This is a genomic window from Octadecabacter temperatus, assembly GCF_001187845.1.
Lineage (GTDB): Bacteria > Pseudomonadota > Alphaproteobacteria > Rhodobacterales > Rhodobacteraceae > Octadecabacter > Octadecabacter temperatus.
Window position 1 is genome coordinate 2,300,401 of sequence record NZ_CP012160.1, and the last position, 26,485, is coordinate 2,326,885.

Here is a 26,485-nt window from a genome sequence, read left to right on the forward strand (position 1 = left end):
GACGCTAGGTCGAGGGCATGTCCCAGAACCCTCCTTCACTCCGCCCCGACTTGGCCCCCAAGGTCAAAATCCAAGAAACCACGCGCAGCGGCCAGCCGACCATCGGCATGGTGTCCCTTGGTTGCCCCAAAGCGCTGGTGGATTCTGAACGTATCCTCACGCGCCTGCGCGCCGAAGGGTATGCCATTTCGCCCGACTATTCCGGCGCGGACGCGGTGATTGTGAACACCTGTGGTTTTCTGGACTCCGCCAAGGCTGAATCACTCGATGCCATCGGTGAGGCGCTGACCGAAAACGGCAAAGTCATCGTCACAGGCTGCCTTGGCGCCGAACCGGACTACATCCGCGAACATCACCCCAAAATCCTAGCCGTGACAGGCCCGCACCAATACGAACAGGTGCTCGACGCGGTTCATGGCGCGGTGCCGCCGTCCCCTGATCCCTTCATCGACCTGCTGCCCGCGTCCGGCGTCTCCCTCACGCCGCGCCACTACAGCTATTTGAAAATCTCCGAGGGCTGTAACCACAAGTGCAAGTTCTGCATCATTCCCGACATGCGTGGCAGGCTCGCTAGCCGTCCGGCAAAGGCCGTGATGCGCGAGGCTGAAAAGCTGGTGGAAAACGGGGTGAAAGAACTGCTGGTGATTTCACAAGACACCTCCGCGTATGGCACCGATTGGCCGTCCGAGCAGCGCCGCGGGTTGACCGAACAACCCATTACCACACTGGCGCGTGACCTTGGCTCGCTCGGGGCATGGGTGCGCCTGCACTACGTCTATCCCTACCCCAATGTGCGCGAGTTGATCCCGCTGATGTCAGATGGCCTCATTCTGCCCTATCTCGACATCCCGTTCCAACACGCCCACCCCGAAACCCTGCGCCGCATGGCCCGCCCCGCGCACGCCGAGCGCACGCTGGACCGCATTGAAGAATGGCGCGGGATGTGTCCCGACATCACTCTGCGCTCAACCTTCATCGTCGGCTACCCCGGTGAAACGGAAGAGGAATTCCAAACCCTGCTCGATTGGATGGATGAAGCGCAACTGGATCGCGTCGGGTGTTTTCAGTACGAAAACGTCGACGGCGCCCGTTCCAACGCCCTGCCTGATCACGTACCAGCCGAAGTCAAACAAAACCGCTGGGACCGCTTCATGGAAAAAGCCCAAGCCATCTCCGAGGCGAAACTGGCGGCGAAGGTTGGGCAAACCATGGACGTGATCATCGACGACATCGACGAAGACGGCATCGCGACGTGCCGCACGAAGGCGGACGCCCCAGAGATCGACGGGAACCTGTTTATCGACGAAGGAACCGACGGGTTGAAGGTTGGCGAGATCGTGAGTGTCGACGTTGATGAAGCAGGCGAATATGATTTGTGGGGGCAAATTCCGGTCAAGAAATGATCTGGGGGATCATTTCCTGAATTTACGGGACAAAACCGACCTTCAAAAAACGGCGCGCTAAGCTCAAGATATGAGGAAATCAACTGATCGGAAGCTGCTCCTTTACGCTTCAACTTTGGATAGCAGAATACTGCAAAACCAGCTTCAGCTCATGCCCGAACGAATGGTTGCGCCTGAAATTAATGATTTTGGAACCGACATTGGGCAATTGGTAGCAAAGAGCCTCGCCCTTAAGGGCATGAAAAAATTATGCAGCGTTCGCCCCAGAAATTTGTCGCAATCTAGTTTCGAATAATGGCCGTTGGTTCTTAAGAATACGCGACACAAGCTGCTTGGCCCGTTTGTTATCGACAATCATGCGAGCGGGTCCGTCTTTCGTTCGACCACCTAAATGTTCACCGTGAATCTTTGCATTGACGTGATCCGTGACCATCAAGCTTTCGACCAACGCACCTTCGGCCGAAATGACTTCGTGTTGGTCAAAAAGGACATGCACAAGAGTTACGCCATCGTCAGGAACTCTCGTCTCGATACCCTCAGCTTCGAGCAGTTTCACAGCAGGGACCAAGACTTCGTATTCGCCGGTCATACGTTCGGCAACAGGCGACGCGATCAACACACGATGTTGCCTTGAGACAGTTAGATCGGATTGGGGAAAGCCGAGAGCCAAGCTGTCTTTCATCAACGTAATCGGTTGCTGCTTTGGGTTTCGTGACAAATACTCAGCTGAAAGTTCTGTTTTTCCAAGCCACTGAATAGGCTGAAAACCATGGTCTACTGTCCAAACCATATCACCTACAACTAGGTCTTTCGCGTGCAATCCGCCACGTTCTGTTCGGACGCGCGTATCGCCGGCTAAACACAAGACGGAATCACCAGATTCGATTGTCTCAAACGTGAGGTTACCAAAGATGTCCCACTGATAGCTTTCCCCTACTGCAATATCCGTATGCTCTAAAATAGATTCAGAAGTCGCGCCATCCGCCGCACCTTCGGTTACGGTGAATGCTGAAATATTGTCCGCGCTATAGAAGCTAATAACCGTATCGGTATCGATATTCGTCAGCGCAATGCCGCTACCTTCGTTGGCGTCACTTGCCGCGTTACGCAGCCCTACAGGGATGGTGTAGATGGTGAAATCCGAATTGTCTGGGTGTGGTGTTCCAGTCAGCGTTCCAAGGTTAACTTCACCGCCAGCAATCCCAGCACCCGTATGCAAGGTTCCGTCATCATCATAAACCGAAACAACAAAGTCGGCAGGGTCATCATCGGGGCCAAGCGTGATCTCAACAAACTCTCCCGAGTTTGCAACACCTGTGCCACGAAAATGCACTTCTGATACGAACGCCATGATTACTCCCTCGGCAGATGTAACCCCTGCCGGATCAAACTTTATATGCTGCGAGCCACCAAAACGGCATCAACTTTGATAGGAATAATACAGGATTGTGTCGAGTTTTTGTCCGTTTTCAACAGTGATTTTGGGCTCTAAGCAGTCGTCGAAATTCGCGTCGCTAACCCAAACCACCTAAACGGCGGATTTCTGCGCCCTTTGGTCGGCCATCTCATTGTCCAAGAAGTCGAGAAACTTGCCGAGTTTTCCAGCCGCGCGGGCGTTCATGGCCTCGGTTGGCGTACAAGTTTCCTGTACCCGTGTAGCATTGGAGTTTGATGCGGTGCTGTCAAAGAAAGGTGTTTGTTTCATACTGCTACTGTCTCAGGTTTTTGCCTCGTTTTTCAGGGGAAAACACCGTTTCACGCGTCACGACAAGCGTGACGATACGTAAGCCTGTTCAAAAGGTAAGGGCGTCCTAGCCCAGTAAAACAACAACCCACGCAACACCCACAGCCACCGCAGTTACGGCCACTCCTGCACTGCCTGCGTCCTTGGCCATCCGTGCCAGATCGCTTTGCTCAAGTGACACCAAATCAACCGCCCGCTCGATCCCTGTGTTGATCAGCTCAGCCGCCAACACCAAAACGCCCAGCGCCAATATCAACGCCAGTTCCGCGCCCGACAAAAGCCAGATCGCCAAGCCACCCGACACCACATTCGCCCAAACCCATGAGCGAAACGAATGTTCCGACGCCCATGTGTCGCGCAAGCCGTTCCATGACCAGATACAGCGCCATTTCAGCCGCGTGAAAAATTCCATTTACGTCTCTCCCAAATAGAACCGCACGGCGTCTTGCACGCGGCGAAAGCGGTCTCCGCCCAAATGGACGCCACCAAACCAGCGCGTCACGACGATGATTTCCCCCACGCGTTCTTCGCGTTCCAACATGCGCAAAATCACCATGCCTGCGCCCGCCTCGCCGTCATCGTTTTTCAGCGGCGTGCCATCGGGCAAAACGACGGCCCATGTGTTGTGCGTGGCCTTAGCGAACTTCTTGCGGCGACACAGTGATTTGATGAACGCCTTGGCCTCGGTGGGCGATGCACAAGGCCCGCCCGACACCGCGTATTTCGACCCGCGGTCGGTAAATATGTTTTCAAACACCTGCATCGCGCCACCCTGCCCTAGCCCCGTGCCGGTTACAATTCGCCTCACACGTATTGCGGGTCTCAAAACGCTAATCTAAATTGCCCCAAACCTTGTGGAGCCCTTTATGCGCACGATTTTGTTTGCCTTTTTCATTGCCCTGTCCAGTGCAGCACAGGCAGATATTCCCAAGCCGATCACGATCGAAGACACGCTCGATTTGATGCTCGAGCGTCTATTGTCGGACTTCCCGGACGCACGCATTGACCGCGCCAACCGCAACATCGTGCTGGACCCATCCGGTGACGCAGTGTTCAACCCCGACAACATCCACTCCGTTCTGCGCAATATAGATAGCGGTGCCGACCGCGAGGCAGAGCTGAACGGTTTTATCGCCGCCATGATCGAAGCAAACAATGCAGCCGCGATTGAGGGCGTGTCGCCGCTCGACGCCCTCTACCCGGTCGTACGGCATGAAAGCTTCACCCAAGACAACCGCAGCATGGGCCTGTACGCAGAGCCGTTCGTTGGCGACATGGTGAAAGTCTACGCCATCGATTACCCAACCTACGTGGCCTATGTCACCAAGGACCACTTTGATGACGGCCTAACGATAGACGCGCTGCATGCCACCGCTGCACAAAACCTGTCCCGCAAGATTGACGAGATGGAATTCCAACAGCACGGCGATATATTTCTCGTTGTTAGCGACGGATTTTATGAAAGCTCGCTTGTCGTGGATGAGGCCATCTGGGCCAGCTTTGCAGAACAACTGGGCGACAACATTGTCATGTCTGTCCCCGCGCGCGACCTGTTGATGTTCACGCCCATGGCCGCAACTGAGGCGATTGTATTGATGCAAGACTATCGCGATGAAATTATCGCTGACGGTGCGCACCCTTTGTCAGAACTCAGCTACATCTGGATGGACGGCGCGTGGTCGATATTTGATCGCTAGCTGCGGTTCGGCGACGGCCTATACTTTTGGCACCGTGACGCAACGGCATAACCTGCCATTCACGAATAGCCGCCTACATTGGCTTTATGACACCCGTTGACCCATACCCCCAGTTCACCCGCGCCGAGCGGATCGCAGATGCCATTATGCATGCCTTCGGGATCGCCTTTGCGATCACCGCGACAATCTTTTTGATCCTTTGGGCAAGCGGTGAAGCAAGTCTTGGAACCGTTGTCGGGCTCAGCATCTATGGCGCGACTTTGATCGGCTCATATGTGGCCTCGGCGCTCTATCATTTCACACCTTGGGAAGGCCCACGCCACCTATTGCGCCGCATCGACCACGCAGCGATTTACCTGAAAATCGCAGGCACATACACACCGCTTGTCGTGCTGATCGGTACCGCATTTGCCTACGGAATCCTCGGCATTGTTTGGGTGTTGGCCACCTTTGGTGCCGTCGCCAAATTGTTCTTTTGGGGGCGACCAACGCGCTGGGGCGTTGGGCTTTATCTGGGGCTTGGCTGGCTGAGCGTGGCGCTACTGACCTCGCTGGTTCCTCTTGTGTCAGGGGCAACCCTTTCCTTCATCATTGTCGGTGGCTTGGTCTATTCCCTCGGCGCGTTTATTTTCAGCATAGACGGGCTGCGCTTCCAAAACGCGATCTGGCACGGGCTGGTCTTGACCGCCTCGGTCTGCTTTTGCATCGCCATCGCGCTTGGCGTTTTGCCGACCACCTAGCCCGACATAGTCTGGAAATCCTGACCGTATGGATTTGCTGACCTGACGTAAGGCACGCCTGCGCTTAGTCTCTCCATATCGATATTTTCGATCAGCTTATTTTTAGCTGCTTTTTCAGGGTCAATATTTTCGACCCGACCACGAGGCCGCTTTTTCACGACCCCATATATTCAAAGGATAAGATAATGTTTGAAACGATTGCCAACATGCCTCCAGCCTTATTTGACGCCGTCGGTGTGTTTGGCTTCGGGCTATATGTCCTGAATTACACGATGCTCACATTTCACCGCGTCACGTCCCATTGCAAAAGCTATTTCGCCATCAATCTTGTGGCCGCCAGCATGGTGCTGATTGGGATGACGTTTTCATTCAATCTCGCATCCGCTTTGATCCAGCTGTTTTGGATCGGCATTTCTGTCGCCGCGATCATCGTACGTGTTCGCGCCTCAAAGGGTGGCGCGCTGTCGGTAAAACCCGCTTAAAGCCCTGCCGCAGTTTGCAACACAGCCTGCACCCGTTCGGCGTTTGGCGGATGGGTGCCAAGGAATTGGTCGCCGGGATCAGGGACACGGAAAAAGAAATCTGCGCCGCGCACAGGATCATACCCTGCACGTGCCGCAATAATGGTCCCAAGGCGGTCCGCCTCTAGCTCGAAATCTTTGGAATAAGTACGCGCGCCCACCGCGGCGCCAAGTTCTTGTGCGGTGCGGATCGCTTCATCACCGCCGCCCGTCACGCCTGCGAGCTGGCCAAACACCACTGCACCCAGTGTTGCAATCTGGCGCTGCTGGCCGAGATGGTCTTCAATATGGTGCGCGGCTTCATGGGCCATGACAAACGCAATCTCATCGCGGTTGCGCGCATCTTCAATCAACGCGAGCGTGAAAGCGATGATAGGACGCCCATCTTCATTTACGGTTTGAAACGCATTTGCTGGCTGGTTTGGGCGGTCATCTACAACAATCAAGAAATCACAGTTCAACCCACGAGACCGATTACGGCATTCACGCTCGGCAATGGGTTCAACCCGTTCGACCACCTCAATAAAGGCACGCGCAATGCCACGCTCAGTACGCGGAATTTCGAAAGGCGTGTTCGGAGCGGCTACAGCGATGGGTGTGTCCGCTGCGGGCACGCTAACGGGGCTAACGTTGGGTTGCTCCACGACATCACAGCCAGCCAATGCAAACGCGACGACAGCCAAGACTTTAAATACCTGCATATCAGCGTTCCCTTTTCGCGCCTTGTTGCGCGTAATCTAACAGGGAACCACCTGCCCGCCAGCCCCTTCACGAAGATGTAAGCGATGAAGCGCCCTTGACGCCCATAGATCAGCGCCTTCAGTGTAGGGCAAAGAACGGGGTCCAAATGTTTACAATCGAACACGAATTTGACGCAACGGTTGTCACCTTGGTGGATGACGGCGACGCGCCACTGCGCGAAGATGTCATCATTTCTGCCTTTGCGGATTGCGTCACCGTCACCCAGATCGACCCACGCACAGACATGCCAGTGGTCGTGACCCTGTCGATGGAGCAATTGCGCGACCTGTCCCATGCACTTGATTTGCCAGAAGGGGCCTATCGTTTACGCAAGGACGAATAGGCGCAGATCGGAATTTGAGTATTTAAGAGCCAAAGAAGCGGGAAGAGGATCAGGACATGAGCACAGGATTTTTCTGGGACGAGCGGTGCTTTTGGCATGGTGGCGGGAATTTCGCGGGCATGCTTCCGGTTGGCGGGTTGGTGCAGCCCATGGCCAGTGGCGGCTTGCCCGAAAGCCCTGAAAGCAAGCGGCGTTTGATGAACCTGATGGATGTGACGGGCTTGGCGCGTGAACTTGACCTGCGCCACGCACCCGAGGCCACGCGCGAGGATCTGTTGCGCGTTCATCCGGCGTCCTACCTCGACACGTTCAAAGCGACGTCAGACGCAGGCGGCGGCGAATTGGGACGACGCACCCCCTTTGGGCCAGGTGGCTATGAAATGGCGGCGCTGTCTGCGGGGCTATCTATCGCCGCACTTGAGGCCGTGTTGCGCAGCGAGGTGGACAATGCCTATGCCCTGTCGCGCCCGCCGGGGCATCACTGCCTGCCCGACTATCCCAACGGTTTTTGCCTGTTTGCCAATCTTGCCCTCGCCATTCAATCTGCGCGCGCCAAGGGGTTGGTTGAACGCGTGGTCGTGCTGGATTGGGATGTTCACCACGGTAACGGAACCGAGGCGATCTTTTATGAAGACCCCAATGTGCTGACCATTTCCATGCACCAAGAGCGCAATTACCCAATGGATACCGGCGATTTTGCAGATCGCGGCCGCGGCGCTGGTAAGGGTTTCAACCTCAACATACCGCTGCCTCCTGGAACCGGCCATATCGGCTACATCGCCACGATGGAGCGCATCGTGTTGCCGCAAATTCGCGCCTTCAACCCAGATGTGATTGTCATTGCTTGCGGCTATGACGCGGCGGCGATTGACCCGCTCGGGCGTATGCTCGCCACAGCAGAAACGTTCCAAGTGATGACACAGCAGGTGAAAGCACTGGCGCAAGACCTTTGTGGTGGCAGATTGATGATGGCCCATGAAGGCGGTTATTCCGAGGTCTATGTGCCGTTCTGCGGGCATCACGTCTTAGCTGAAATGGCGGGCAGCGACATCACTGCGCCCGATCCGTTCGGTGAAGTTTTTCCACTACGCCAACCGAACGCGGCGTTTGATCGATTTGTGGATGGGGTATTAGACGAAATGCTGGCAGCGCTTTAACGCTAGGCCGCCTGCTTCAGGTGCAGCGGTGTTTTGAATTTGTGTTGCTTCAACCTAATTTCATTCCCCTTCACACTCACCCCTTTGCGCCACAAACTGCCCTTCATCTGTTCGCCGTAGGTCTTTGCATAGTCACGAAACTGATCATTGCTGACGGCGAATGACTTGGGCAGGTGTTTAAGACTGCTCAGGATGTAATTGTCCGCCTGAACGCCGCTCGGCACGACATAGGTTTCACCTGCAGAAATCCCGAACACGGCGAGCAACCCATTCAGTTCATGAATCTGACCCGCTGGGTAATCTCCGTTTTCGATCAATGTGTAAAAGATATTGGCATCAAAGAAACAAACGATCCGATATCCTTCCGATCGCAATTGCTTGGCCAGCAAGCGAACAGGTTGCGCACCAAGCCCATTCTCCAACCCGAAATGATAAAGGTTGCTGCCGTCAAACAGGACGGTCTTGGCATCGAGTTCTAGCTTCCCGATGAACCCGTGCTGATCCCCCGCCAAAAGGAAATGTTTCGCGGCGGGTTTGATGGGTTTGAAACGTTGAACAGACACTCGCGGTCCAACCCACGCAATGAATGCCCAAAGCGCAATCAATCCCAAGAAGACAGGACCAAGCCATGTCCCAAGGGCCTGATTTTGTGCCCATAACAATGGCAAAACAGTCAGGCCACTCAACACGAAAACATTGGCGACTAGATGCGCAACATGGGCCATCCAGCCGTCCTTTTCGACGGGAACTTGCGGAACCTTTACCGTTAACTTTTCACCAAGTGTCTTTGGTAAATCGTCCATGCTACCCCTTACTCAACGTCTTTGCTTTTTGCGTATTCCTAAAGTCGCAATAAATTAAGGTTGCAATGCGACCAAAGCAAATCAACCCTAGGGCGCGTCACTCATACGCGGCATCGACCATAAATTCGACCTTCAGCACATCGCGTGCCAGTTTCGCATTTACGCAAGCGCGCGCAGGGGCGTGGCCCGTGGGAACCCATGCATTCCAAACCTCGTTGAGGCCTGCGAAGTCGTCCATATCCGCCAGCCATACTGTGACCCGCAGCATCTGTTCGCGTGAAGACCCCGCCTGAATCAACAGCGCGTCAATCTTATCAAGGCAGGTCTGAACCTGCTCTTGGATCGTGTCGCCCTCGGCCACCTGCCCCGTCAGGTAAACGACCCCATTATGTTTCACGATCTTGCTTGAGCGTTCACCGGTTTCAATACGTTCAATCATGGATTTTTCCTTTGATGTTCCTCCCTGACCTAGCAGAGCGCACCCCAAACAACTATCTGTTTGGCACATCACTGGAGACACCCATGCCTGATCGTAACCAAGCCGCCCTCGACTTTCTGCTAACCCGCCGTTCGCGCCCTGCCAAAACCCTTCGCGCCCCCGTGCCGGACCGCGCCACGCTTGAGGTTCTGCTGACGGCTGCTGCACGCACGCCCGATCACGGCAAACTGGAACCTTGGCGCTTTATCGTGCTGGAAAAACCTGCGCTCACACGCCTCGCCGCAATGATCCCCGCACGGGCCGCTGCCCTCGAAATCCCCGAAGATAAGCTCGACAAAGCCGTGGCGCAATACCGCGATGCGGACCTCGCGGTTGTGGTTGTCGACAGCCCTGTCGCGTCCGAAAAGGTCCCTCAGATTGAGCAAACCTATTCCTCCGGTGCCGTCTGTTTGTCCCTTCTGAATGCAGCCCTTGCTGCGGGATGGGGCGCAAATTGGCTGTCCGGCTGGGCATCCCATGACGCTGTGTTTTGCAAAGACGGACTTGGTCTTGAACCCCATGAACGCATTGCCGGCCTCATTCATTTGGGCACTGAAACCAGCGCCCCACCGGAACGCCCACGCCCTGACCTTTCGCAAAAGGTCGTTTGGGTTTCAGAATGATTTTTACCGACTTCCTTAAGGCCCTCGGTCAAATGGACGACCGCGCCTTTCGTCGTGTTCTATTTCTTGGGCTCGGGTTAACGGTTGCGCTGCTTGTTGGGGTATACGCCGCATGGCTGGCGTTGGTTGGCAACTTCACCGCCGGCCCAATCACGCTACCCTTTGTCGGTGAAGTCACTTGGATCGGCTCATTGCTTGGTTGGGGCGGACTTGGCGTCATTATCCTAGCGTCGATCTTCCTGATGATCCCCGTTGCTTCCGCGATAACGTCCTTCTTCCTCGAAGATGTGGCTGACGCGGTTGAGGCCAAGCACTACCCTGACCTCATGCCTGCCCCCAAAGTTCCGTTCTCAGAGGCGATCATCGACACGATTACATTCTTTGGTTTTTTGATTGGCGCAAACCTTTTGGCTATTATCGCCTATGGTTTCTTGCCGTTCTTTGCAGTGCCAATATTCTTTTTACTGAATGGGTATCTGCTTGGGCGCGAGTATTTCACGGTCGCCGCACTACGTCGCGAAGGGCGTGTGCGGGCCAAGCAAATGGCGCGCGCACACCGTGCAGAAATCTGGATGGCAGGGGTGTTGATGGCAATTCCACTGGTCATTCCGTTGATGAACCTGTTCATCCCGATCTTGGGTGCGGCCACCTTCACACATCTCTATCACCGCATCGCGGCGCGAAGCGTTACTCGCTAGTGCTGCTCGGTGGGCCCATGCGCTCAAACCAGTCCAAGTCACGTACCGAAATCCAGCCCGACAGGATGATCGCAACCAAAACCGCCCAGATTGGGATCGCGAAATAGGTCGTGATACGTGCCTTGCGCCCGATCTGCGCGTCAGCAGGCGCGGACGTGTGCGTACCGGGAACGACGTCCCCCACCTCACCTTGGGTTTTCATCCGCAGCGGCAACACAACGAAAAGCGTCATGAACCACACCACGGCAAACAAAACGATGGCTGATGTAATACCCATCAGACCTGCTCCAGTTCAACGAGGCAGCCGTTAAAGTCTTTCGGGTGCAAGAACAGCACAGGCTTGTTGTGTGCACCGATCTTGATGTCGCCCAAAACGCGCGCGCCCTCAGCCAACAGCTTGTCACGCGCGACTTCGATGTCCTCGACCTCATAACAAATATGGTGAATGCCCCCTGCTGGGTTTTTCTCAAGGAATCCAGCAATCGGGCTGTTGTCGCCCAACGGGTACAAGAATTCGATCTTGGTGTTGGGCAGCTCAATAAAGACAACCGTTACCCCGTGGTCAGGCTCATCCTGCGGCTCACCCACGTTGGCGCCCAAAGCACCGCGATACTGCGCACATGCGGCTTCAAGGTCTGGCACCGCAATGGCCACATGGTTCAAACGTCCGATCATATCCACACCTGTTCTCTATTAATTTGTCTGTCTTATCGGCCATGGCGTGCATGCGTGCAACGTACAGCATGTCGCGGGCGCGGCGGCGGCTCCATTAACCTAAGATTCACCAACATGTCGTCTAGTGAGTCGAAACACGTAACGGGGGACCGATCATGGACAGCTTGGATGACTTTATGCAGACCCGCCCGCCAACCGCGGCGCGCCCTTTGTTGGGGCTAACCGTCCTTGTCGTTGAAGACAGTCGTTTTGCATCCGAGGCGATGCGCCTGCTTTGCCTGCGATCTGGCGCACGGATCAGACGCGCCGACAGCCTGCATCACGCGCAGCGCCACCTCGCCGTTTATCGCCCTGCCGTGGTGATTATCGACCTTGGCTTGCCGGATGGTTCAGGCGTTGACCTCATTCGCGACCTCACCCAAGGGGCGAGCCGTGTTGAAGTTGTGTTCGGAACTTCTGGTGATCCCGATGGTGAACGCCTCGCGATCAAAGCCGGCGCTGACGGGTTTATGGCCAAGCCTGTTTCAAGCATCGGGTACTTCCAGTCCAAAGTCCTTGAACACCTCCCCGCCGACCGCCAGCCCAAAGGTCTACGCGCCCTCAACGATGAGGTCATCGTCCCGGATGAGGTCGCTCTGCGTGATGACCTCGAAGCGGCCGCGATTGTGCTGGAAGACGCAACGGATCATCGATCCTTACGTTATCTGACGCAGTTTTTAGGTGGCATCGCCCGCAGCGTTGATGACGCCCCGCTTGAGCGTGAAATGGATGCTTTGGCCAATCTGCAAACATCCGACGCGGCCCTGCAATCCCAAGTCGCCCGCGTCGCAGCAATGGTGCAAGACCGGATCGCGCGAACCAGCCCTATCTAGGTCGCTTGGTTCGGATCAGACGCAACACGGCACGGCGTCGTCAACGCACGCAATGTTTGGCGTTGGTGTCCGTTTCCATCGAAGTTGTCGGGCGACAACCACGTCTGAAACGCCGCCTCTAATGCGGGCCATTCGCCATCTGTCATCGCCAACCACGCCGTGTCACGGTTGCGCCCCTTAACAACCAAATGCTGACGGAAAATACCTTCCCAAGAGAACCCCAACCGTTGTGCAGCACGTCGGGACGGTGCGTTCAACGCGTTGCACTTCCACTCATACCGCCGGTATCCAAGAGCGAAGACATGTTGCATCATCAAAAACATCGCTTCTGTCGCGGCAGGGGTTCTTTGCAATGTAGGTGAAAAATTGATGTTGCCGACTTCAATCGTGCCCATCTGAGGCACAATGTTGAGGTGAAATGCATACCCCACGGGCGATCCATCCGGCAGGCACACCGCATAACCGCTCCAATCGTCGCGCGCGACGGTAATGCGCAACCCTGCAAGGAACTCCGCTTCGTCGATTGGAGCTTCCTCAAACAGGTAATCCCACAACTGATCCGCACCCGCCATCTGCGCCCAAAGCCCAGATCCGTGCCGTTCAACATTGATCTTTTCCATGCGAACATGGCGACCAACCAAGGTCTGCCCAGTTGGAAATTCAGCACCTTCAAACGCCACGAAAGGCCCGATAGGCCGCGCTTCTTTATCCATTACAATTCCTCCAAATGCCCTCACGCCCGCCGCAGGTCGGGCAGAAAGCTGCCCCAATTGCTCGTCATAGAGTTCCCAGAACGAGTTGAGGCAGCAAGAGGAAATAGCGCAATGGAACGCTTTGTTAAGAAATTTTGGACTGAAGAAGACGGTAACACAACGATTGACTGGATGGTGTTGACCGCCGGCCTCGTTTTGTTGGGCGCAGCTGTTATGGCAACCGTTGGTCAGCCAGCACAATCATTGGCCGAAGACACGAACGCCATCATCGAGACGATCGAGCCAAACACAGGCGTATAAGCGCCCTAACGCACCAAACCAGGGTTCGGACCAAGTTCGAGACCTGGAAAGATTGCTTGCTCAAGTACCGCTTGATCAAGCCCGATAAGCCCCCGCATCACCCAAGCCAAATACGCGCGCACATCCCGCGTTGGTAGCAAATCGCGACCAGCATATAGGTCGCTTTCACCCAATCCCGGCCAATCCCCGATCACCTGACCACCGCGAAGCGCACCGCCAGCATAAAGCATCGCACCGCCTGTGCCGTGATCCGTTCCGCTGCTGCCGTTTTCGCGCGCCGTGCGCCCGAATTCTGTCAAACACAGCACAGCAGTCTTGTCCCACGCAGAACCAAGCCCTGCCTTCAGCGTCAAAATCGTATCCGTCAGCGCCCGTGCCCCGTTCTTCATTCCATTGCTTTGACGCGCATGGGTATCCCACCCATTGATCGAAAATGACGCGATCCGCGTGTCCGCCCGCAGGCGCGAAGCCGCAAATTCAGCGATCTTCACATGCTCGCCCCCTCGCGAAACGGCCTCCATCATCGGGCTTTCGGCCATCATTGCTTCGGTTTCTTCCGCCAAATCCGCCTCAAGCGAGATCTGCTCAGCAATGGCGATCGCATCATCGGATGCATCCCGAAACAGCGGGTCATCGTGATGGACAACATTCAACAAAGCCCGCGCATTCGGTGAAATCGTCAGTCGCGCATCCGGTGACCAGCGCGACGCGGGTGCGTCCCCTGATAGTACCAACATCTGCTCACGCCCAATCGCGAACGCCACTTCAGGCTCGAGCCCCGGTACCACCTGTAACATACGGTTTAACCAGCCATCTCGCAGCCCCCCACCTGAAAGGTCCGGTAATCCGGCCTCCAGAATGTCCTGCCCGTCAAAATGGCTACGCTTGTCGCGATAAGGCGTGGACACCGCATGTACAGCTCCAAACTCGCCCGCATTCCAAAGGGGGCGCAGCGGTTCAAAGGATGGATGCAGCGCGTAAAATCCATCAAGATCAGCTGCTTTTCCGGTAAACAAGGTCGGCCTTAGCCCCGCCAATGCAGGATCACCGTAGGGCTGGATTACATCCACCCCATCCATCGCGCCGCGCAAAATGATCACAACCAAGCGCGCGTCCCAAGGTGCCGCCGCCATCGCGACAGGCGTCACAAACGGTGACGCCGCAGCAGAACACCCTAACGCGGCACCACCAATCAGGAAGTTTCTACGATCCATCCCTCATCTCCTCTGGAACGCGGCGGAGGCCAGCACAAGGCCAACCCCGTCGCTCACAGTTTCAGCCGCATTTGCAGCAAATACTACCGCTTCGGGCGGCGTCGGGCCAAGTGCCGTGAACACAAACTCCCGCGGGTCAGGCAGCCGATCCAACAGTCGTCCCGGCACCTGCATCGACCATGTAATGCGCCCCGCCATGCCCTGCGGCGTGATCCAGTTTTCTTCCTCTTCAGGCCAACCATCCGGACCCACTGGGCGCTGCCACGTCTGTCCCATCACCGTCATGGGCCTTTGCACAGCGCCGCGAATGAACGATCTTTCTGACGCAAAAATATCTTCGCGCGACACGCCCAGCGCCCGCACGGATGATGCAATAAAATCAAACGGTTGCTTAACCTTTAGTGCCCCGATCGCCCATGCCGCCTCATGCGCCAGCATCACCTCGTACATCCCCATTAGGATGCCGCCGTTTTCCAAATATCGCGTTGCCATCGCCTCAACTAGATCCGCATCTGGCGTCGGCGCTATGAAATGTACCACCAGCTTTCGCGCTAGATGACGCGCCGTATCGGGATGCATTGCAATGCCGCGTAATCCAGCGTTCACATCCTCGATTGAAGGCTCACCTCCACCATATTCAATGCCCAAAACTCGCTCAGCCCCGGGTTCCGCATGACTTGGTCTAAAGTATCCACCTTGGTCTGCGCTCGCAGAAACCCCTGTCAAAAGCTTAGCCAATTCGCGAACGTCTATTTGCTGATATGCCCCACCGACCCCAAGCGTGTGCAGTTCAAGAATTTCCCGCGCGAGGTTCTCGTTCAGCCCCCTGTTTCCACCACGGGCCGCCTGCGAATTTGGCCCCATCGACTGATGCTGATCCAGAAACCAGATCATCATCGGGCTACCGACAACGGCCACCAACATATCTGAAAAACGACCGGTCACGTTCGGGCGAATGGCCTCTTCGATGTACGGAGATACCAAATGCCGATCAATGCCCTTGGTTGGGCGGGCCGTAAAATGGTCGGCCCAGAACCGCGTAAGACGCTCGCGAAACCCGTCTTGCGTATGGGCCGCGCGGGTCATTTCCGATCTGACATGTGTCAGCAACAACTCATGGCCATCTTCACGAACCTGACGGCGGTGTTGATCTGCCGCCTCCTCCGCATCCGTCCCCTGTGCTTGGCGCAGGCCCCGTGTTGCTTGCCTATAATCCAAAGGCGACGGGTATACGTCAGTGTAAGTCGGGATCGGTACTTCGGCCGCAATCGTGTCAGGCCCGGCCAGAATCCCCAGCATATCCGCAACGGAATTTGGTGGCGCAATTGTCGGGGACAGCCCCATACCAAAACGGATCGCTGCAATGGTTGGGTCAAACGGCACGAATAGCTCCTCCTACGGGATCAATTTGTGCAGTTTATACGCGCAATCAACCCGTGTCCTGCGCTCAAAACGAAAATGGGCGGGGAATTGCCCCGCCCATCAGTCACTATTTCGCGTGGTTTAGCTTTCTTGCGGAACGACCCGCAGGCTCAACTCGCGCAATTGTTCGTTCATCGGCAGGTTCGGCGCGCCCATCATGACGTCTTCCGCACGCTGGTTCATCGGGAACATGATGACATCGCGCAGGTTGTCCGCATCCGCGAGCAGCATAACAATCCGGTCAACACCAGCCGCACAACCACCGTGTGGCGGAGCACCGTATTGGAACGCGTTAACCATGCCGCCAAAACGCTTTTCGACTTCGTCCTTGCCGTAGCCTGCAATTTCAAACGCCTTGAACATGATTTCAGGGCGGTGGTTCCGGATCGCACCAGACACCAGCTCATAACCGTTGCAAGCAAGGTCATATTGGTAACCCAGCACATCCTCAGGGTCGCCATCCAGCGCTGCCATTCCGCCCTGCGGCATAGAGAACGGGTTGTGTTCAAAGTCGACTTTGCCGGTTTCTTCATCGCGTTCGTAGATTGGGAAATCAACGATCCATGCAAATGCAAAACGGTTCGTGTCTGTCAGGCCCAGCTCATCGCCGATAACCTGACGCGCCTTACCAGCAACAGATTCAAACGCCTTCGGCTTGCCGCCAAGGAAGAACGCCGCATCACCAACACCAAGGCCCAACTGCTGACGGATCGCTTCCGTGCGCTCAGGGCCGATGTTTTTCGCCAATGGGCCAGCTGCTTCATCACCCAGTACAATCTCACCGGATTTGATCAGCGCGTTCACTTCTTTAACGGTAATCCCGCGCTCTTGCGCGATGCTATCCGCTGACTGTTTGCGCCAGAAGATATAGCCCATTCCAGGCAGTCCTTCTTTTTGCGCGAATACGTTCATGCGGTCACAGAATTTACGCCCGCCACCAGTTGGTGCCGGAATTGCACGCACTTCTGTGCCCTCTTGCTCCAACAACTTAGCGAAGATCGCGAAACCGGAATCTTTGAAGTGCTCGGAAACAACCTGCATTTTGATCGGGTTGCGAAGGTCAGGCTTATCAGAACCATACCAAAGCGCGGCATCACGGTAGGAAATCTGTTCCCACGTTTGGTCAACCTTACGGCCTTTGCCAAACTCCTCAAAAATGCCTGTGATAACCGGCTGGATCGTGTCGAAAACGTCCTGCTGCTCAACAAAGCTCATCTCCAAATCCAACTGGTAGAAATCGGTGGGCGAGCGATCCGCACGCGGGTCTTCATCACGGAAACACGGCGCGATCTGGAAATACTTGTCGTAGCCCGACACCATAATCAGCTGCTTGAACTGCTGTGGCGCCTGCGGCAGCGCGTAGAACTTGCCCGGGTGCAAGCGTGACGGCACTAAGAAGTCACGTGCGCCCTCAGGGGACGATGCTGTGATGATCGGCGTTTGGAATTCGCGGAAACCTTTGTCCCACATCCGCTTGCGCATAGACGACACAACGTCGGAACGCAGCTTCATGTTGTCTTGCATCTTTTCGCGACGCAGGTCGAGGTAGCGGTACTTCAGGCGCGTATCTTCAGGGTATTCCTGATCGCCAAACACCATCAAAGGCAGCTCGTTCGCAGCGCCCAAAACTTCGATGTCACGAATGAACACCTCAATCTCACCCGTTGGCAGCTTGTCGTTCACAAGGCTTTCATCGCGCGCCATGACGTTGCCATCAATGCGGATACACCACTCGGAACGGACCTTTTCGATGTCCTTGAACACAGGGCTATCAGGGTCAGCCATCACCTGCGTGATACCGTAATGGTCGCGCAAATCGATGAACAACAACCCGCCGTGGTCACGAATGCGATGCACCCAGCCGGACAAACGGACGTTTTCGCCCACGTTATCCTTGTTCAATTCGGCGCATGAGTGGCTGCGATAGGCGTGCATAATATAGGTCCTTAACGGGTCAAACGGTCGGCCCGATACACCCCTTTGAACGCGCTAAGTCAAGAGCAGCGCCCCGTCTTTTAAGGGGCACCGCCTGTTTCTTGCGTCAGATCACCCAAGAATGGCGTGAACGAGTGTGATTATGATCGCTCCGACCAACCAATAGCCGGTGTGCATCAAGCCGACGTTCACCGACTTGCCCGCAAACAAACCACCCGCCGTGTTCAATGCCCCATACGCCAAAATCGCAAGGATTGACGCCGAGAACCCGACCCCGCCAACGAATATCGCCGCCAGAAACAGCCCAAGGGTGTTCATCCCCATTGCCAATCCCATATCAACAGGCGGGCTGTCCTCAGTCACACCTGCGCCCTTCATCCAGATTTGCCCTGTCGGCGACTTTGGATTGTACCAAGCAAACCCCAGCCCCATGCACAAAACGAGGCTGACGATCACCGCCAACCAGCTCGTATTCGCTAAAATCATTCCCATGTCTGAACCCTCTTTTCCATCTCAGATGGGGTTACATTAGCCCATTTTTCAATTGATCCAAAAGTTTAACACGCGTGCCGCAAAAACCCCGTCATTTTTCCCGCCAAATCCGCTTGCACCCTGCCGCGAGACTCCCTAAACGCAGGACAATTTGCAAAATTAGGGGGCGCTGCCATGCCAAAGAGAACCGATATCCAATCGATCATGATTATTGGAGCGGGCCCTATTGTTATCGGGCAAGCCTGCGAATTCGATTACTCCGGCGCCCAAGCCTGTAAAGCATTGCGCGAAGAAGGCTACCGTGTGGTTCTGGTGAACTCCAACCCTGCGACGATCATGACAGACCCTGGCCTGGCCGATGCAACCTACATCGAACCCATCACGCCAGCCGTTGTTGCCAAGATCATCCTCAAGGAACGCCCCGATGCGTTGCTGCCAACGATGGGCGGGCAAACGGGCCTGAACACAGCCCTCGCCGCAGATGAAATGACAATCTCGCAGCTCTTTGAAGGCGCTGAGCTGGACGCCGTTCTGAAAGAATTCGGCGCAGACGCCGCCGACAAATCCATTCTCGAAGTCGCTGGCGTTGAAATGATCGGCGCGAAACGCGAAGCCATTGAAATGGCCGAAGATCGCCAACTGTTCCGCGAAGCCATGGATCGCCTTGGCATCGAAAACCCGAAGGCGACGATCGTGACCGCCCCGACGAAAGACAAAACTGCCCCACGCATCACCGACAAATTCGACATTCCTGCCGGTATTGCCATCGCGATGGACGCACTCGAAGAAATCGGCCTACCCGCGATCATTCGCCCCGCCTTTACGATGGGTGGTACAGGCGGCGGCGTGGCGTACAACCGCGAAGAATACGAACACTTCTGCCGCACAGGCATGGAAGCGTCCCCCGTTGCGCAAATTCTCGTCGACCAATCACTGCTTGGTTGGAAAGAATACGAAATGGAAGTTGTGCGCGACACAGCCGATAACGCCATTATTGTGTGCTCAATTGAGAACGTGGACCCGATGGGCGTTCACACAGGCGACTCTATTACTGTCGCCCCTGCCCTCACATTGACCGACAAAGAATACCAACTGATGCGCACGCACTCTATTAACGTGCTGCGCGAAATCGGCGTCGAAACAGGTGGTTCCAACGTTCAATGGGCCGTGAACCCGGCTGATGGCCGTATGGTCGTGATTGAAATGAACCCTCGCGTGTCCCGCTCCTCCGCGCTGGCATCCAAGGCCACAGGTTTCCCGATCGCCAAGATCGCGGCGAAACTGGCCGTTGGCTTCACACTGGACGAACTCGACAACGACATCACAGGCGTCACACCTGCATCGTTCGAACCATCCATCGACTACGTCGTCACCAAGATCCCGCGCTTTGCATTTGAAAAATTCCCGGGCTCAGAACCCTACCTCACTACGGCGATGAAATCCGTCGGCGAAGCTATGGCCATTGGCCGGACCTTCCACGAATCCATGCAAAAGGCCCTCGCGTCTATGGAAACGGGCCTCACAGGGTTTGACGATATTGAAATTGAGGGCGCACCAGACAAAGCCGCCATCACCAAGGCGCTCGCCAAACAAACACCAGACCGTATCCGCGTCATCGCTCAAGCCATGCGTCACGGCCTATCCGATGATGAAATCCAGAACGTCACCGCGTTCGATCCATGGTTCCTCGAACGTATCCGCGAAATCATCGACGCCGAAACTGTGGTTAAGAAGGTCGGCCTGCCGACAAACGAAGACGGTCTTCGCCAGCTCAAGATGCTCGGCTTCTCCGACGCACGTCTAGCTACACTGACTGGCCGCGATGAAGACAACGTGCGCCGCGCACGCCTGAACCTCGGCGTCAAAGCCGTGTTCAAACGCATCGACACCTGCGCCGCCGAATTCGAAGCGCAAACGCCTTACATGTATTCCACTTACGAAGCCCCAATGATGGGCGAAGTCGAATGCGAAGCCCGCCCGTCTGACCGCAAGAAGGTCGTGATCTTGGGCGGCGGTCCAAACCGCATCGGCCAAGGCATCGAATTTGACTACTGCTGCTGTCACGCCTGCTACGCCCTTACCGATCAGGGCTACGAAACCATCATGATCAACTGCAACCCCGAAACTGTGTCCACCGACTACGACACCTCGGATCGCTTGTACTTCGAACCGCTGACGTTTGAATCCGTCATGGAAGTCCTGCGGGTTGAGCAAGAAAACGGCACCCTGCACGGCGTCGTCGTGCAGTTCGGCGGCCAGACCCCGCTGAAGATCGCGCAAGCCCTACAAGACGAAGGCATCCCGATCCTCGGCACCTCACCCGACAGCATTGACTGGGCCGAAGACCGCGAGCGTTTCCAAGCTCTCGTCAACGACCTCGGCCTGCTTCAGCCAAAGAACGGCATCGCCTCCACAGACGCGCAAGCCCTTGAAATCGCTGAAAGCATCGGCTTCCCGCTGGTCATCCGCCCGTCCTACGTTCTCGGTGGCCGCGCCATGGAAATCGTGCGCGACATGTCCCAGCTTGAACGCTACATCTCAACGGCTGTGGTCGTCTCTGGTGACAGCCCCGTCCTGCTCGACAGCTACCTGTCCGGCGCGGTTGAGGTCGACGTCGACTGCCTCTCTGACGGCACAAACACCCACGTCGCAGGCATCATGCAGCACATCGAAGAAGCCGGCGTTCACTCAGGCGACTCTGCCTGCTCCCTGCCGCCACACACCCTGTCCGACGACATCATCGAAGAAATCAAACGCCAAACCAACGCGCTGGCCTTGGCCCTTAAGGTCGTCGGCCTGATGAACATCCAGTTCGCCGTCAAAGCCAACGATCAAGGCGTAGAAGAGGTCTTCCTGATCGAAGTGAACCCCCGCGCATCCCGCACGGTTCCCTTCGTCGCCAAAGCCACCGACTCCGCCATCGCCTCCATCGCCGCGCGCCTCATGGCAGGTGAGCCGCTGACAAACTTCCCGATGCGCGCGCCCTACGCCGCCGCCGCCGACCCGATGGACACCATGCCGCTGGGCAACCCGTTCACCTTGGCCGATCCGAAAACACCGTGGTTCTCCGTGAAAGAGGCCGTGCTGCCGTTCAACCGCTTCCCCGGTGTCGACACAATCTTGGGGCCAGAAATGCGCTCAACCGGCGAAGTCATGGGCTGGGCGCGCAGCTTTGATCGCGCTTTCCTCAAGGCGCAGATGGGCGCGGGCGTTGACCTGCCGACCAAAGGCACCGTGTTCTTTTCCATCAAAGACACCGACAAAAACCAACAACTGGTTGAGACCGCTCAGATCGTCACCGACCTCGGCATGACCATCTGCGCCACCCGCGGCACCGCCGCTTGGCTGGCTGAGCAAGGCATCAAAGCCGACGTGGTGAACAAAGTCTATGAGGGCGGCCGCACCGTCGCCGACCTGTTGAAAGACGGCGAAATCGCACTGGTCTTCAACTCAACTGAAGGCACCGCCGCGGTAGAAGACAGCCGCTCCATCCGCGCCGTCGCCCTAAACGACCGCATCCCCTACTACACGACCCTCTCCGGTTCGCACGCAGCAGCGCTGGCGATGAAGGCGAAGGTTGAAGGGGATGTTAAAGTGCGGGCGTTGCAGGGGTGATACTTGTTTGATACTCAACCAAAGATTGAATTTTTTGGTGGAATGCGGTGCGGGAATTTTTCTTAGACGAATCTGGGGAACTTGGCTTTTCTAAAAGGTCGAGTAAAAGGTTTCTAATAGCAATTATTGAAGCGAGACAGCCCAAGCGGTTGAAGAACGCGTTGCGTAAAGAAAAGAAGCGTCTCCACGATCTTGGCTGGCCAAGGGATGTTGAGATCAAGGGGGCTTCGTTGTTCCGTTCACATTTGAATGAACAAATTCCATCAGAAATCTCAGATCATCGAGAAGAAAACCTCCAGCGGATTATTCGCCGAATCCTCTCCTGTGACACACACCCAAACTACATTTGTGTTGAAAAGGACCGCTTGAGTGAGAACCTTCGAACCGCACCCTATGGAATCGCCTACAACTTCTTTGCCGCTCGGCTTTTCTGTAAACTTGCTGAAAAGTACCCGGAGGATGGTCTGCAACTGATAGTAGACCAACGTAACAAGGAGACGCACGCACATATGCCATTCGACGGCTACCTTCAAACTAAGGTGATCGCTGACAACGCTCACGCTGCCGGCTTTACAATCTCACATGAGAACTCCGAAAAATGGTTGGGTCTTCAGGCGGTTGATTTCATTTCTTGGGGGATGTTTCGCCATTTCGAACATGGAGATGATCAGTTCTGCAAGATCATCTATCCGAACTGCAGTATTACCGATCACTTCTACACAAAAAAGCCCGCCTAAAAAGGCAGGCTTTTTTGTGTTACGACCCTAGAAACGGCTATGACACACATAGCTTATCTATTCAGACGTTGGCTCTAGGACTTACCGCAACAATCAGAAGGTAGTATGCACCAAGCGACTTGTCAACTAACCGCTTGATACGTTCAGTACGTTCGCTTCACAAAATTTAAGTAAATTTGGACAAGTGGTTTGCAAGAATTTTCTCAATTCACGTCCCCCTCACCTCCCCTTCTCCCCATCACATCAAAGGCCGCTCCGTCCCCTTCAACACCCGCTTACGCGGTTTCCCCGAAGCCTTTCTCTTCGCCACCTTCGGTTTCCCCACCTCAGCCAGCATCCGATCCGTATCGCCCCACTCCGGCTTGCGCCGTGCCTTCTCCAGCACCTTTTCAGGGCGCAGCACATAATCCGACGTGTCCGGCCCCTCGATCAGTTTCGCCAGCCGGAAATGCATATAGGCGCGCAGCACGCGGTTGATCCGCGCCTGATATCCCGTCCCAAGCCCTTTGAAGAACTTCACCACATCCGTATCCAGCCGGATTGAAATCGCCGTGCGGTTTGGGTCGCGACGGTCTTTGTCCTCCCAAATGCGGTCCCAGTCGCGCGGCAATGCGGAATATTCGTGTAGATAGCCCAGCAGCTCGTGTTCCATCATCTTCATCGCATCGACGCCGTAGCCCCAATGCAGTTTCTCGGTCTTGGTCATCTTGTCGGGTTCAACTTTGCGCATGGGGTCACTCCTCGGATTTGGCGCCAGTCTGCGACCAAATCCGCAACAAATCCCTGCCCCAGCGAACGTTGCACGCTGCTATACGCAATCTATACGCGATATATACGGTTTCTATACGCAGCGTTCCCCTTGCGTTTTTTGCGCCCTTAGGCCCCTATGATTGCTCAGTAAATAGGGGATTAAAGATGTTCAGCGCAGCCATTACCGGAACCGGCGTTTTCACCCCCGAACACACCATCACAAACGACGAATTGGTGGCCGCATTCAACGCCTACGCCGATCTGTTTAATGCCGAAAACGCCGATGCAATTGCCGCTGGGACCGTTGATGCGAAACCCCAATCCTCCAGCGAGTTTGTCTTTGCCGCCTCAGGGATTGAACGGCGCTATGTGCTTGATAAAACGGGCGTTCTTGATCCAACACGTATGCACCCTAAGCTGCCGGATCGCGCAGATGATGAACCGAGCTTGATGGCTGAGATGGCCGTTGATGCGTCACTTCAGGCAATGGTGCAGGCCGGAAAATCCGCCGATGATATTGATGCTGTGATCTGTGCGGCCTCCAACCACGAACGCGCCTACCCCGCAATTGCCGTTGAAATTCAAGACCTTCTGGAAATCAAAGGGTTCGCCTTTGACATGAACGTCGCCTGTTCCAGCGCGACCTTCGGCATCCAAATGGCCGCCGACATGATCAAGGCTGGCAGTATTTCAAGCGCGCTTGTTGTCTGCCCCGAGATTTGTTCCGCCCATCTGGAATGGCGTGATCGCGACTGCCATTTCATCTTCGGTGACGTTGCAACCGCCGTTTTGGTCGAGCGTGACGAAGGCCTGCAAGGGGATCATTTCAAGATCAAGTCCACCAATCTGGCGACGCAATTTTCGAATAATATCCGCAATAACAACGGCTTCTTGCGCCGCACACGTGACCAAATGGAAGACCGCCGCGACATGCAATTCATGCAGAATGGCCGCAAAGTGTTCAAAGAAGTGCTTCCAATGGTCAGCAAACACATCACTGAGCATTTGAACGATAGCGGCGTTCAAGCGGCTGATCTTAAACGCCTCTGGCTGCACCAAGCCAACAAAACGATGAATGATTACATCGGCAAAAAGGTTTTGGGCCGCGAACCGGAAGCGGATGAGCAACCAAATATCCTGCAAGATTACGCCAACACGTCCTCGGCGGGGTCCATCATCGCATTTTCGAAATATTCATCCGATCTTAACCCAGGGGATATAGGGTTGATCTGTTCGTTTGGTGCTGGTTACTCTGTCGGTTCTGTCATCCTCGAACGCGCGTAAGGGCATGAAAATGAAAGTATTTATCGCAATTATGGCTCTAACAGTGCTATCCGCCTGCGGAATTCCATTTATTCCTTTTGTTTAGAATAACTTAGCCATTCACGCGCTTATGAACGTCTTCGAGGGTCTCAACGCGCTCTGAATAGCGATCCACCAACATATCTTTGCGTCCGCGCGTCATTACGGTGAATCGCGCCAGTTCTTCCATGACGTCGACGATTCGGTTGTAGAGCGACGATGGCTTCATGCGTCCGTCTTCAAATTCCTTCCATGCCATTGGAACCGAAGATTGATTTGGGATCGTCACCATGCGCATCCAACGGCCCAGAATTCGCATCTGGTTCACGGCGTTGAACGACTGGGACCCACCAGACACCTGCATCACGGCAAGCGTTTTTCCTTGGGTCGGGCGGATGCCTCCGATGGGCGCCAGCGGCACCCAATCAATTTGCGATTTCATGATGCCCGTCATAGCTCCGTGACGTTCCGGCGATGACCAAACCATGCCCTCAGACCACATGACCAAGTCACGCAGTTCGGCAACTTTCGGATGATCTGCTGGCGCGTCATCAGGCAGGGGCAGCCCACGCGGGTCAAACATTTTGGTTTCGCACCCGAGGGCACGCAAAACACGCGCGCCTTCTTCAGCTGCTGCACGTGAATAACTGGTGTCTCGAACAGAACCATACAGCAACAAAATGCGCGGTGCATGATCTGGTTCATCGGGGCCGACAAGAGACGAAAAATCCAGCCTTTTCAATACCCCAACAACGATGTTGGGCATATCAGTCGTGTCTACTTCAGCCACTTTCATCTTCCAGGTGGAGCTTCATATCAACCAGCACCTTTTGCAGTTCAACAGTCTCACGCAACAGGCGCTTGGCCTCGTTCACGGTGATAACGCCGTCCTCGATTGAGAGCTGATATTCACCCATCAGCATCGCAAACCGCTGGCTAAGTGAAATAACATCCGAATTAATTCCGCCTTCGGAATTCTTGGGGGCAGTGTCTTTGTTCAACATGCTCCCGTGCAGCTCTGCCAGTGCGGATGTGACATGCGGATAACTCGCCGCAGCCTCCAACTGTGCCACTGCGTCTACGGGCATAAAGCGGTCAGAATGTTCATCTGAATCCGAGTAGTACCGCCCAAGCGTTGCCTTTGATTTACCCGTCAATTCACACGCGGGCTCAATCCCAACGTCTTTCACGAGAGCCTCAGTGTGCTTTTTCAAGTAGCTGCCAATACCAGACATATTTGTCGTCCCTCTATCTGATGGAAGCGGGGAATGCCCCAATGCTTTTCCCATAAACCACCCTATCCATCCCTGACAGATATAGCGGTAGGGTTCGTTTGGGAAGACCAGAACACCACAGAGATCGGCGTCCCCAACGTCGAAGGGCCAAGGCCCGGACCCCATCCAACGGACAGGTGGCTCGCCATTTGTATCCCGGTTCCCTTGGCCCACTGTTTCGAAGGGCTCTTTGTAGCCCGCCACTCACGGGCGAAACATACGAATTGATCCGCTGT

The 26,485-nt window shown here is 55.5% G+C and carries 30 protein-coding genes; 13 read left to right on the forward strand and 17 right to left on the reverse strand.

Features of this window, described 5'->3' with window-relative positions:
* Positions 1–17: 17 nt before the first annotated feature.
* Positions 18–1,403, forward strand: a complete 1,386-nt coding sequence (gene rimO, locus OSB_RS11565) for a 30S ribosomal protein S12 methylthiotransferase RimO (RefSeq protein ID WP_049835151.1) — start codon at positions 18–20, stop codon at positions 1,401–1,403.
* 247 nt (positions 1,404–1,650) lie between these two features.
* Here the strand turns inward: rimO and OSB_RS11570 are convergent, their stop codons facing one another.
* The 4 genes from OSB_RS11570 to OSB_RS11580 form a co-directional block, all read right to left on the reverse strand.
* Positions 1,651–2,754 (reverse strand): Hint domain-containing protein, encoded by a 1,104-nt coding sequence (locus OSB_RS11570; protein WP_049835152.1) that lies wholly within the window; start codon positions 2,752–2,754, stop codon positions 1,651–1,653.
* Positions 2,755–2,931: 177 nt separating this feature from the next.
* Positions 2,932–3,108, reverse strand: coding sequence for a hypothetical protein (locus tag OSB_RS16710; protein WP_158454119.1), 177 nt, complete (start codon positions 3,106–3,108; stop codon positions 2,932–2,934).
* A gap of 106 nt (positions 3,109–3,214) precedes the next feature.
* On the reverse strand, positions 3,215–3,559 hold the full coding sequence (locus OSB_RS11575; protein WP_049835153.1) for a diacylglycerol kinase: 345 nt from the start codon (positions 3,557–3,559) through the stop codon (positions 3,215–3,217).
* Positions 3,560–3,910, reverse strand: coding sequence for a YigZ family protein (locus OSB_RS11580; protein WP_049835154.1), 351 nt, complete (start codon positions 3,908–3,910; stop codon positions 3,560–3,562).
* Between the two features lie 103 nt (positions 3,911–4,013).
* Between OSB_RS11580 and OSB_RS11585 the strand changes: the two genes are divergently transcribed.
* From OSB_RS11585 to OSB_RS11595, 3 genes are all read left to right on the forward strand, one after another.
* A complete protein-coding gene (locus tag OSB_RS11585) occupies positions 4,014–4,844 on the forward strand; it encodes a DUF1444 family protein (RefSeq protein ID WP_049835155.1) in 831 nt (276 codons plus the stop codon).
* A gap of 86 nt (positions 4,845–4,930) precedes the next feature.
* Entirely contained in the window at positions 4,931–5,584 is a 654-nt protein-coding gene (trhA, locus tag OSB_RS11590) for a PAQR family membrane homeostasis protein TrhA (protein ID WP_049835156.1), read from the forward strand.
* Between the two features lie 185 nt (positions 5,585–5,769).
* Entirely contained in the window at positions 5,770–6,066 is a 297-nt protein-coding gene (locus tag OSB_RS11595; RefSeq protein ID WP_234967378.1) for a CBU_0592 family membrane protein, read from the forward strand.
* Here OSB_RS11595 and OSB_RS11600 read toward each other — a convergent pair.
* Positions 6,063–6,806, reverse strand: coding sequence for a M48 family metallopeptidase (locus OSB_RS11600; protein ID WP_049835157.1), 744 nt, complete (start codon positions 6,804–6,806; stop codon positions 6,063–6,065). The genes OSB_RS11595 and OSB_RS11600 overlap by 4 nt on opposite strands.
* 146 nt (positions 6,807–6,952) lie before the next feature.
* On the opposite strand from OSB_RS11600, the gene OSB_RS11605 reads away from it, so the two are divergent.
* Together OSB_RS11605 and OSB_RS11610 are read left to right on the forward strand one after the other, a co-directional pair.
* Positions 6,953–7,189: a hypothetical protein gene (locus OSB_RS11605; protein ID WP_049835158.1), complete on the forward strand. Its 237-nt coding sequence runs from the start codon at positions 6,953–6,955 to the stop codon at positions 7,187–7,189.
* Positions 7,190–7,245: 56 nt separating this feature from the next.
* On the forward strand, positions 7,246–8,346 hold the full coding sequence (locus OSB_RS11610) for a class II histone deacetylase (RefSeq protein ID WP_049835159.1): 1,101 nt from the start codon (positions 7,246–7,248) through the stop codon (positions 8,344–8,346).
* 2 nt (positions 8,347–8,348) lie between these two features.
* Here OSB_RS11610 and OSB_RS11615 read toward each other — a convergent pair whose 3' ends face one another.
* Positions 8,349–9,149: a hypothetical protein gene (locus tag OSB_RS11615; protein WP_049835160.1), complete on the reverse strand. Its 801-nt coding sequence runs from the start codon at positions 9,147–9,149 to the stop codon at positions 8,349–8,351.
* A gap of 97 nt (positions 9,150–9,246) precedes the next feature.
* Entirely contained in the window at positions 9,247–9,588 is a 342-nt protein-coding gene (locus tag OSB_RS11620) for a RidA family protein (protein WP_049835161.1), read from the reverse strand.
* A gap of 83 nt (positions 9,589–9,671) precedes the next feature.
* On the opposite strand from OSB_RS11620, the gene OSB_RS11625 reads away from it, so the two are divergent.
* A complete protein-coding gene (locus OSB_RS11625; protein WP_049836141.1) occupies positions 9,672–10,250 on the forward strand; it encodes a nitroreductase family protein in 579 nt (192 codons plus the stop codon).
* Positions 10,247–10,948 carry an EI24 domain-containing protein gene (locus OSB_RS11630; protein ID WP_049835162.1) on the forward strand — a complete coding sequence of 234 codons (702 nt, stop codon included), beginning with the start codon at positions 10,247–10,249 and terminating at the stop codon, positions 10,946–10,948. The genes OSB_RS11625 and OSB_RS11630 overlap by 4 nt, the downstream gene beginning before the upstream one ends.
* Here the strand turns inward: OSB_RS11630 and OSB_RS11635 are convergent.
* The gene (locus OSB_RS11635) at positions 10,938–11,225 is read right to left on the reverse strand and encodes a DUF1467 family protein (RefSeq protein WP_049835163.1); all 288 of its coding nucleotides are present in this window, start codon (positions 11,223–11,225) and stop codon (positions 10,938–10,940) included. The genes OSB_RS11630 and OSB_RS11635 overlap by 11 nt on opposite strands.
* Complete coding sequence (gene mce, locus OSB_RS11640) at positions 11,225–11,623, reverse strand: methylmalonyl-CoA epimerase (protein WP_049835164.1); 399 nt, start codon at positions 11,621–11,623, stop codon at positions 11,225–11,227. Before mce ends, OSB_RS11635 begins: the two co-directional genes overlap by 1 nt.
* 155 nt (positions 11,624–11,778) lie before the next feature.
* Here mce and OSB_RS11645 point away from each other — a divergent pair, with 155 nt between their 5' ends.
* Complete coding sequence (locus OSB_RS11645; protein ID WP_049835165.1) at positions 11,779–12,495, forward strand: response regulator; 717 nt, start codon at positions 11,779–11,781, stop codon at positions 12,493–12,495.
* On the opposite strand, the gene OSB_RS11650 is transcribed toward OSB_RS11645, so the two are convergent.
* The gene (locus OSB_RS11650) at positions 12,492–13,208 is read right to left on the reverse strand and encodes a GNAT family N-acetyltransferase (protein ID WP_049835166.1); all 717 of its coding nucleotides are present in this window, start codon (positions 13,206–13,208) and stop codon (positions 12,492–12,494) included. The genes OSB_RS11645 and OSB_RS11650 overlap by 4 nt on opposite strands.
* A 111-nt stretch (positions 13,209–13,319) precedes the next feature.
* On the opposite strand from OSB_RS11650, the gene OSB_RS11655 reads away from it, so the two are divergent.
* Complete coding sequence (locus OSB_RS11655; RefSeq protein WP_049835167.1) at positions 13,320–13,508, forward strand: Flp family type IVb pilin; 189 nt, start codon at positions 13,320–13,322, stop codon at positions 13,506–13,508.
* Between the two features lie 5 nt (positions 13,509–13,513).
* Here OSB_RS11655 and OSB_RS11660 read toward each other — a convergent pair whose 3' ends face one another.
* The 4 genes from OSB_RS11660 to OSB_RS11675 all read right to left on the reverse strand — a co-directional run bounded on the left by OSB_RS11660 (position 13,514) and on the right by OSB_RS11675 (position 18,571).
* Positions 13,514–14,722 carry a DUF1501 domain-containing protein gene (locus tag OSB_RS11660; protein ID WP_049835168.1) on the reverse strand — a complete coding sequence of 403 codons (1,209 nt, stop codon included), beginning with the start codon at positions 14,720–14,722 and terminating at the stop codon, positions 13,514–13,516.
* 3 nt (positions 14,723–14,725) lie between these two features.
* Positions 14,726–16,105: a DUF1800 domain-containing protein gene (locus tag OSB_RS11665; protein ID WP_049835169.1), complete on the reverse strand. Its 1,380-nt coding sequence runs from the start codon at positions 16,103–16,105 to the stop codon at positions 14,726–14,728.
* A 120-nt stretch (positions 16,106–16,225) separates the two neighbouring features.
* On the reverse strand, positions 16,226–18,079 hold the full coding sequence (aspS, locus tag OSB_RS11670; protein WP_049835170.1) for an aspartate--tRNA ligase: 1,854 nt from the start codon (positions 18,077–18,079) through the stop codon (positions 16,226–16,228).
* A 111-nt stretch (positions 18,080–18,190) separates the two neighbouring features.
* Positions 18,191–18,571, reverse strand: coding sequence for a DUF1761 domain-containing protein (locus tag OSB_RS11675; protein WP_049835171.1), 381 nt, complete (start codon positions 18,569–18,571; stop codon positions 18,191–18,193).
* Between the two features lie 174 nt (positions 18,572–18,745).
* Between OSB_RS11675 and carB the strand changes: the two genes are divergently transcribed.
* Positions 18,746–22,186 (forward strand): carbamoyl-phosphate synthase large subunit, encoded by a 3,441-nt coding sequence (carB, locus tag OSB_RS11680; RefSeq protein ID WP_049835172.1) that lies wholly within the window; start codon positions 18,746–18,748, stop codon positions 22,184–22,186.
* Between the two features lie 47 nt (positions 22,187–22,233).
* Positions 22,234–22,923 carry a DUF3800 domain-containing protein gene (locus tag OSB_RS11685; protein WP_049835173.1) on the forward strand — a complete coding sequence of 230 codons (690 nt, stop codon included), beginning with the start codon at positions 22,234–22,236 and terminating at the stop codon, positions 22,921–22,923.
* A 238-nt stretch (positions 22,924–23,161) separates the two neighbouring features.
* Here the strand turns inward: OSB_RS11685 and OSB_RS11690 are convergent, their stop codons facing one another.
* Complete coding sequence (locus OSB_RS11690; RefSeq protein WP_049835174.1) at positions 23,162–23,653, reverse strand: BrnA antitoxin family protein; 492 nt, start codon at positions 23,651–23,653, stop codon at positions 23,162–23,164.
* 185 nt (positions 23,654–23,838) lie between these two features.
* Between OSB_RS11690 and OSB_RS11695 the strand changes: the two genes are divergently transcribed.
* Positions 23,839–24,957 carry a beta-ketoacyl-ACP synthase III gene (locus OSB_RS11695; RefSeq protein ID WP_049835175.1) on the forward strand — a complete coding sequence of 373 codons (1,119 nt, stop codon included), beginning with the start codon at positions 23,839–23,841 and terminating at the stop codon, positions 24,955–24,957.
* Positions 24,958–25,048: 91 nt separating this feature from the next.
* On the opposite strand, the gene arsH is transcribed toward OSB_RS11695, so the two are convergent.
* Positions 25,049–25,741: an arsenical resistance protein ArsH gene (arsH, locus tag OSB_RS11700; protein ID WP_200802543.1), complete on the reverse strand. Its 693-nt coding sequence runs from the start codon at positions 25,739–25,741 to the stop codon at positions 25,049–25,051.
* A 16-nt stretch (positions 25,742–25,757) separates the two neighbouring features.
* Entirely contained in the window at positions 25,758–26,210 is a 453-nt protein-coding gene (locus OSB_RS11705; RefSeq protein ID WP_049835177.1) for a phage regulatory CII family protein, read from the reverse strand.
* Positions 26,211–26,485: the final 275 nt, after the last annotated feature.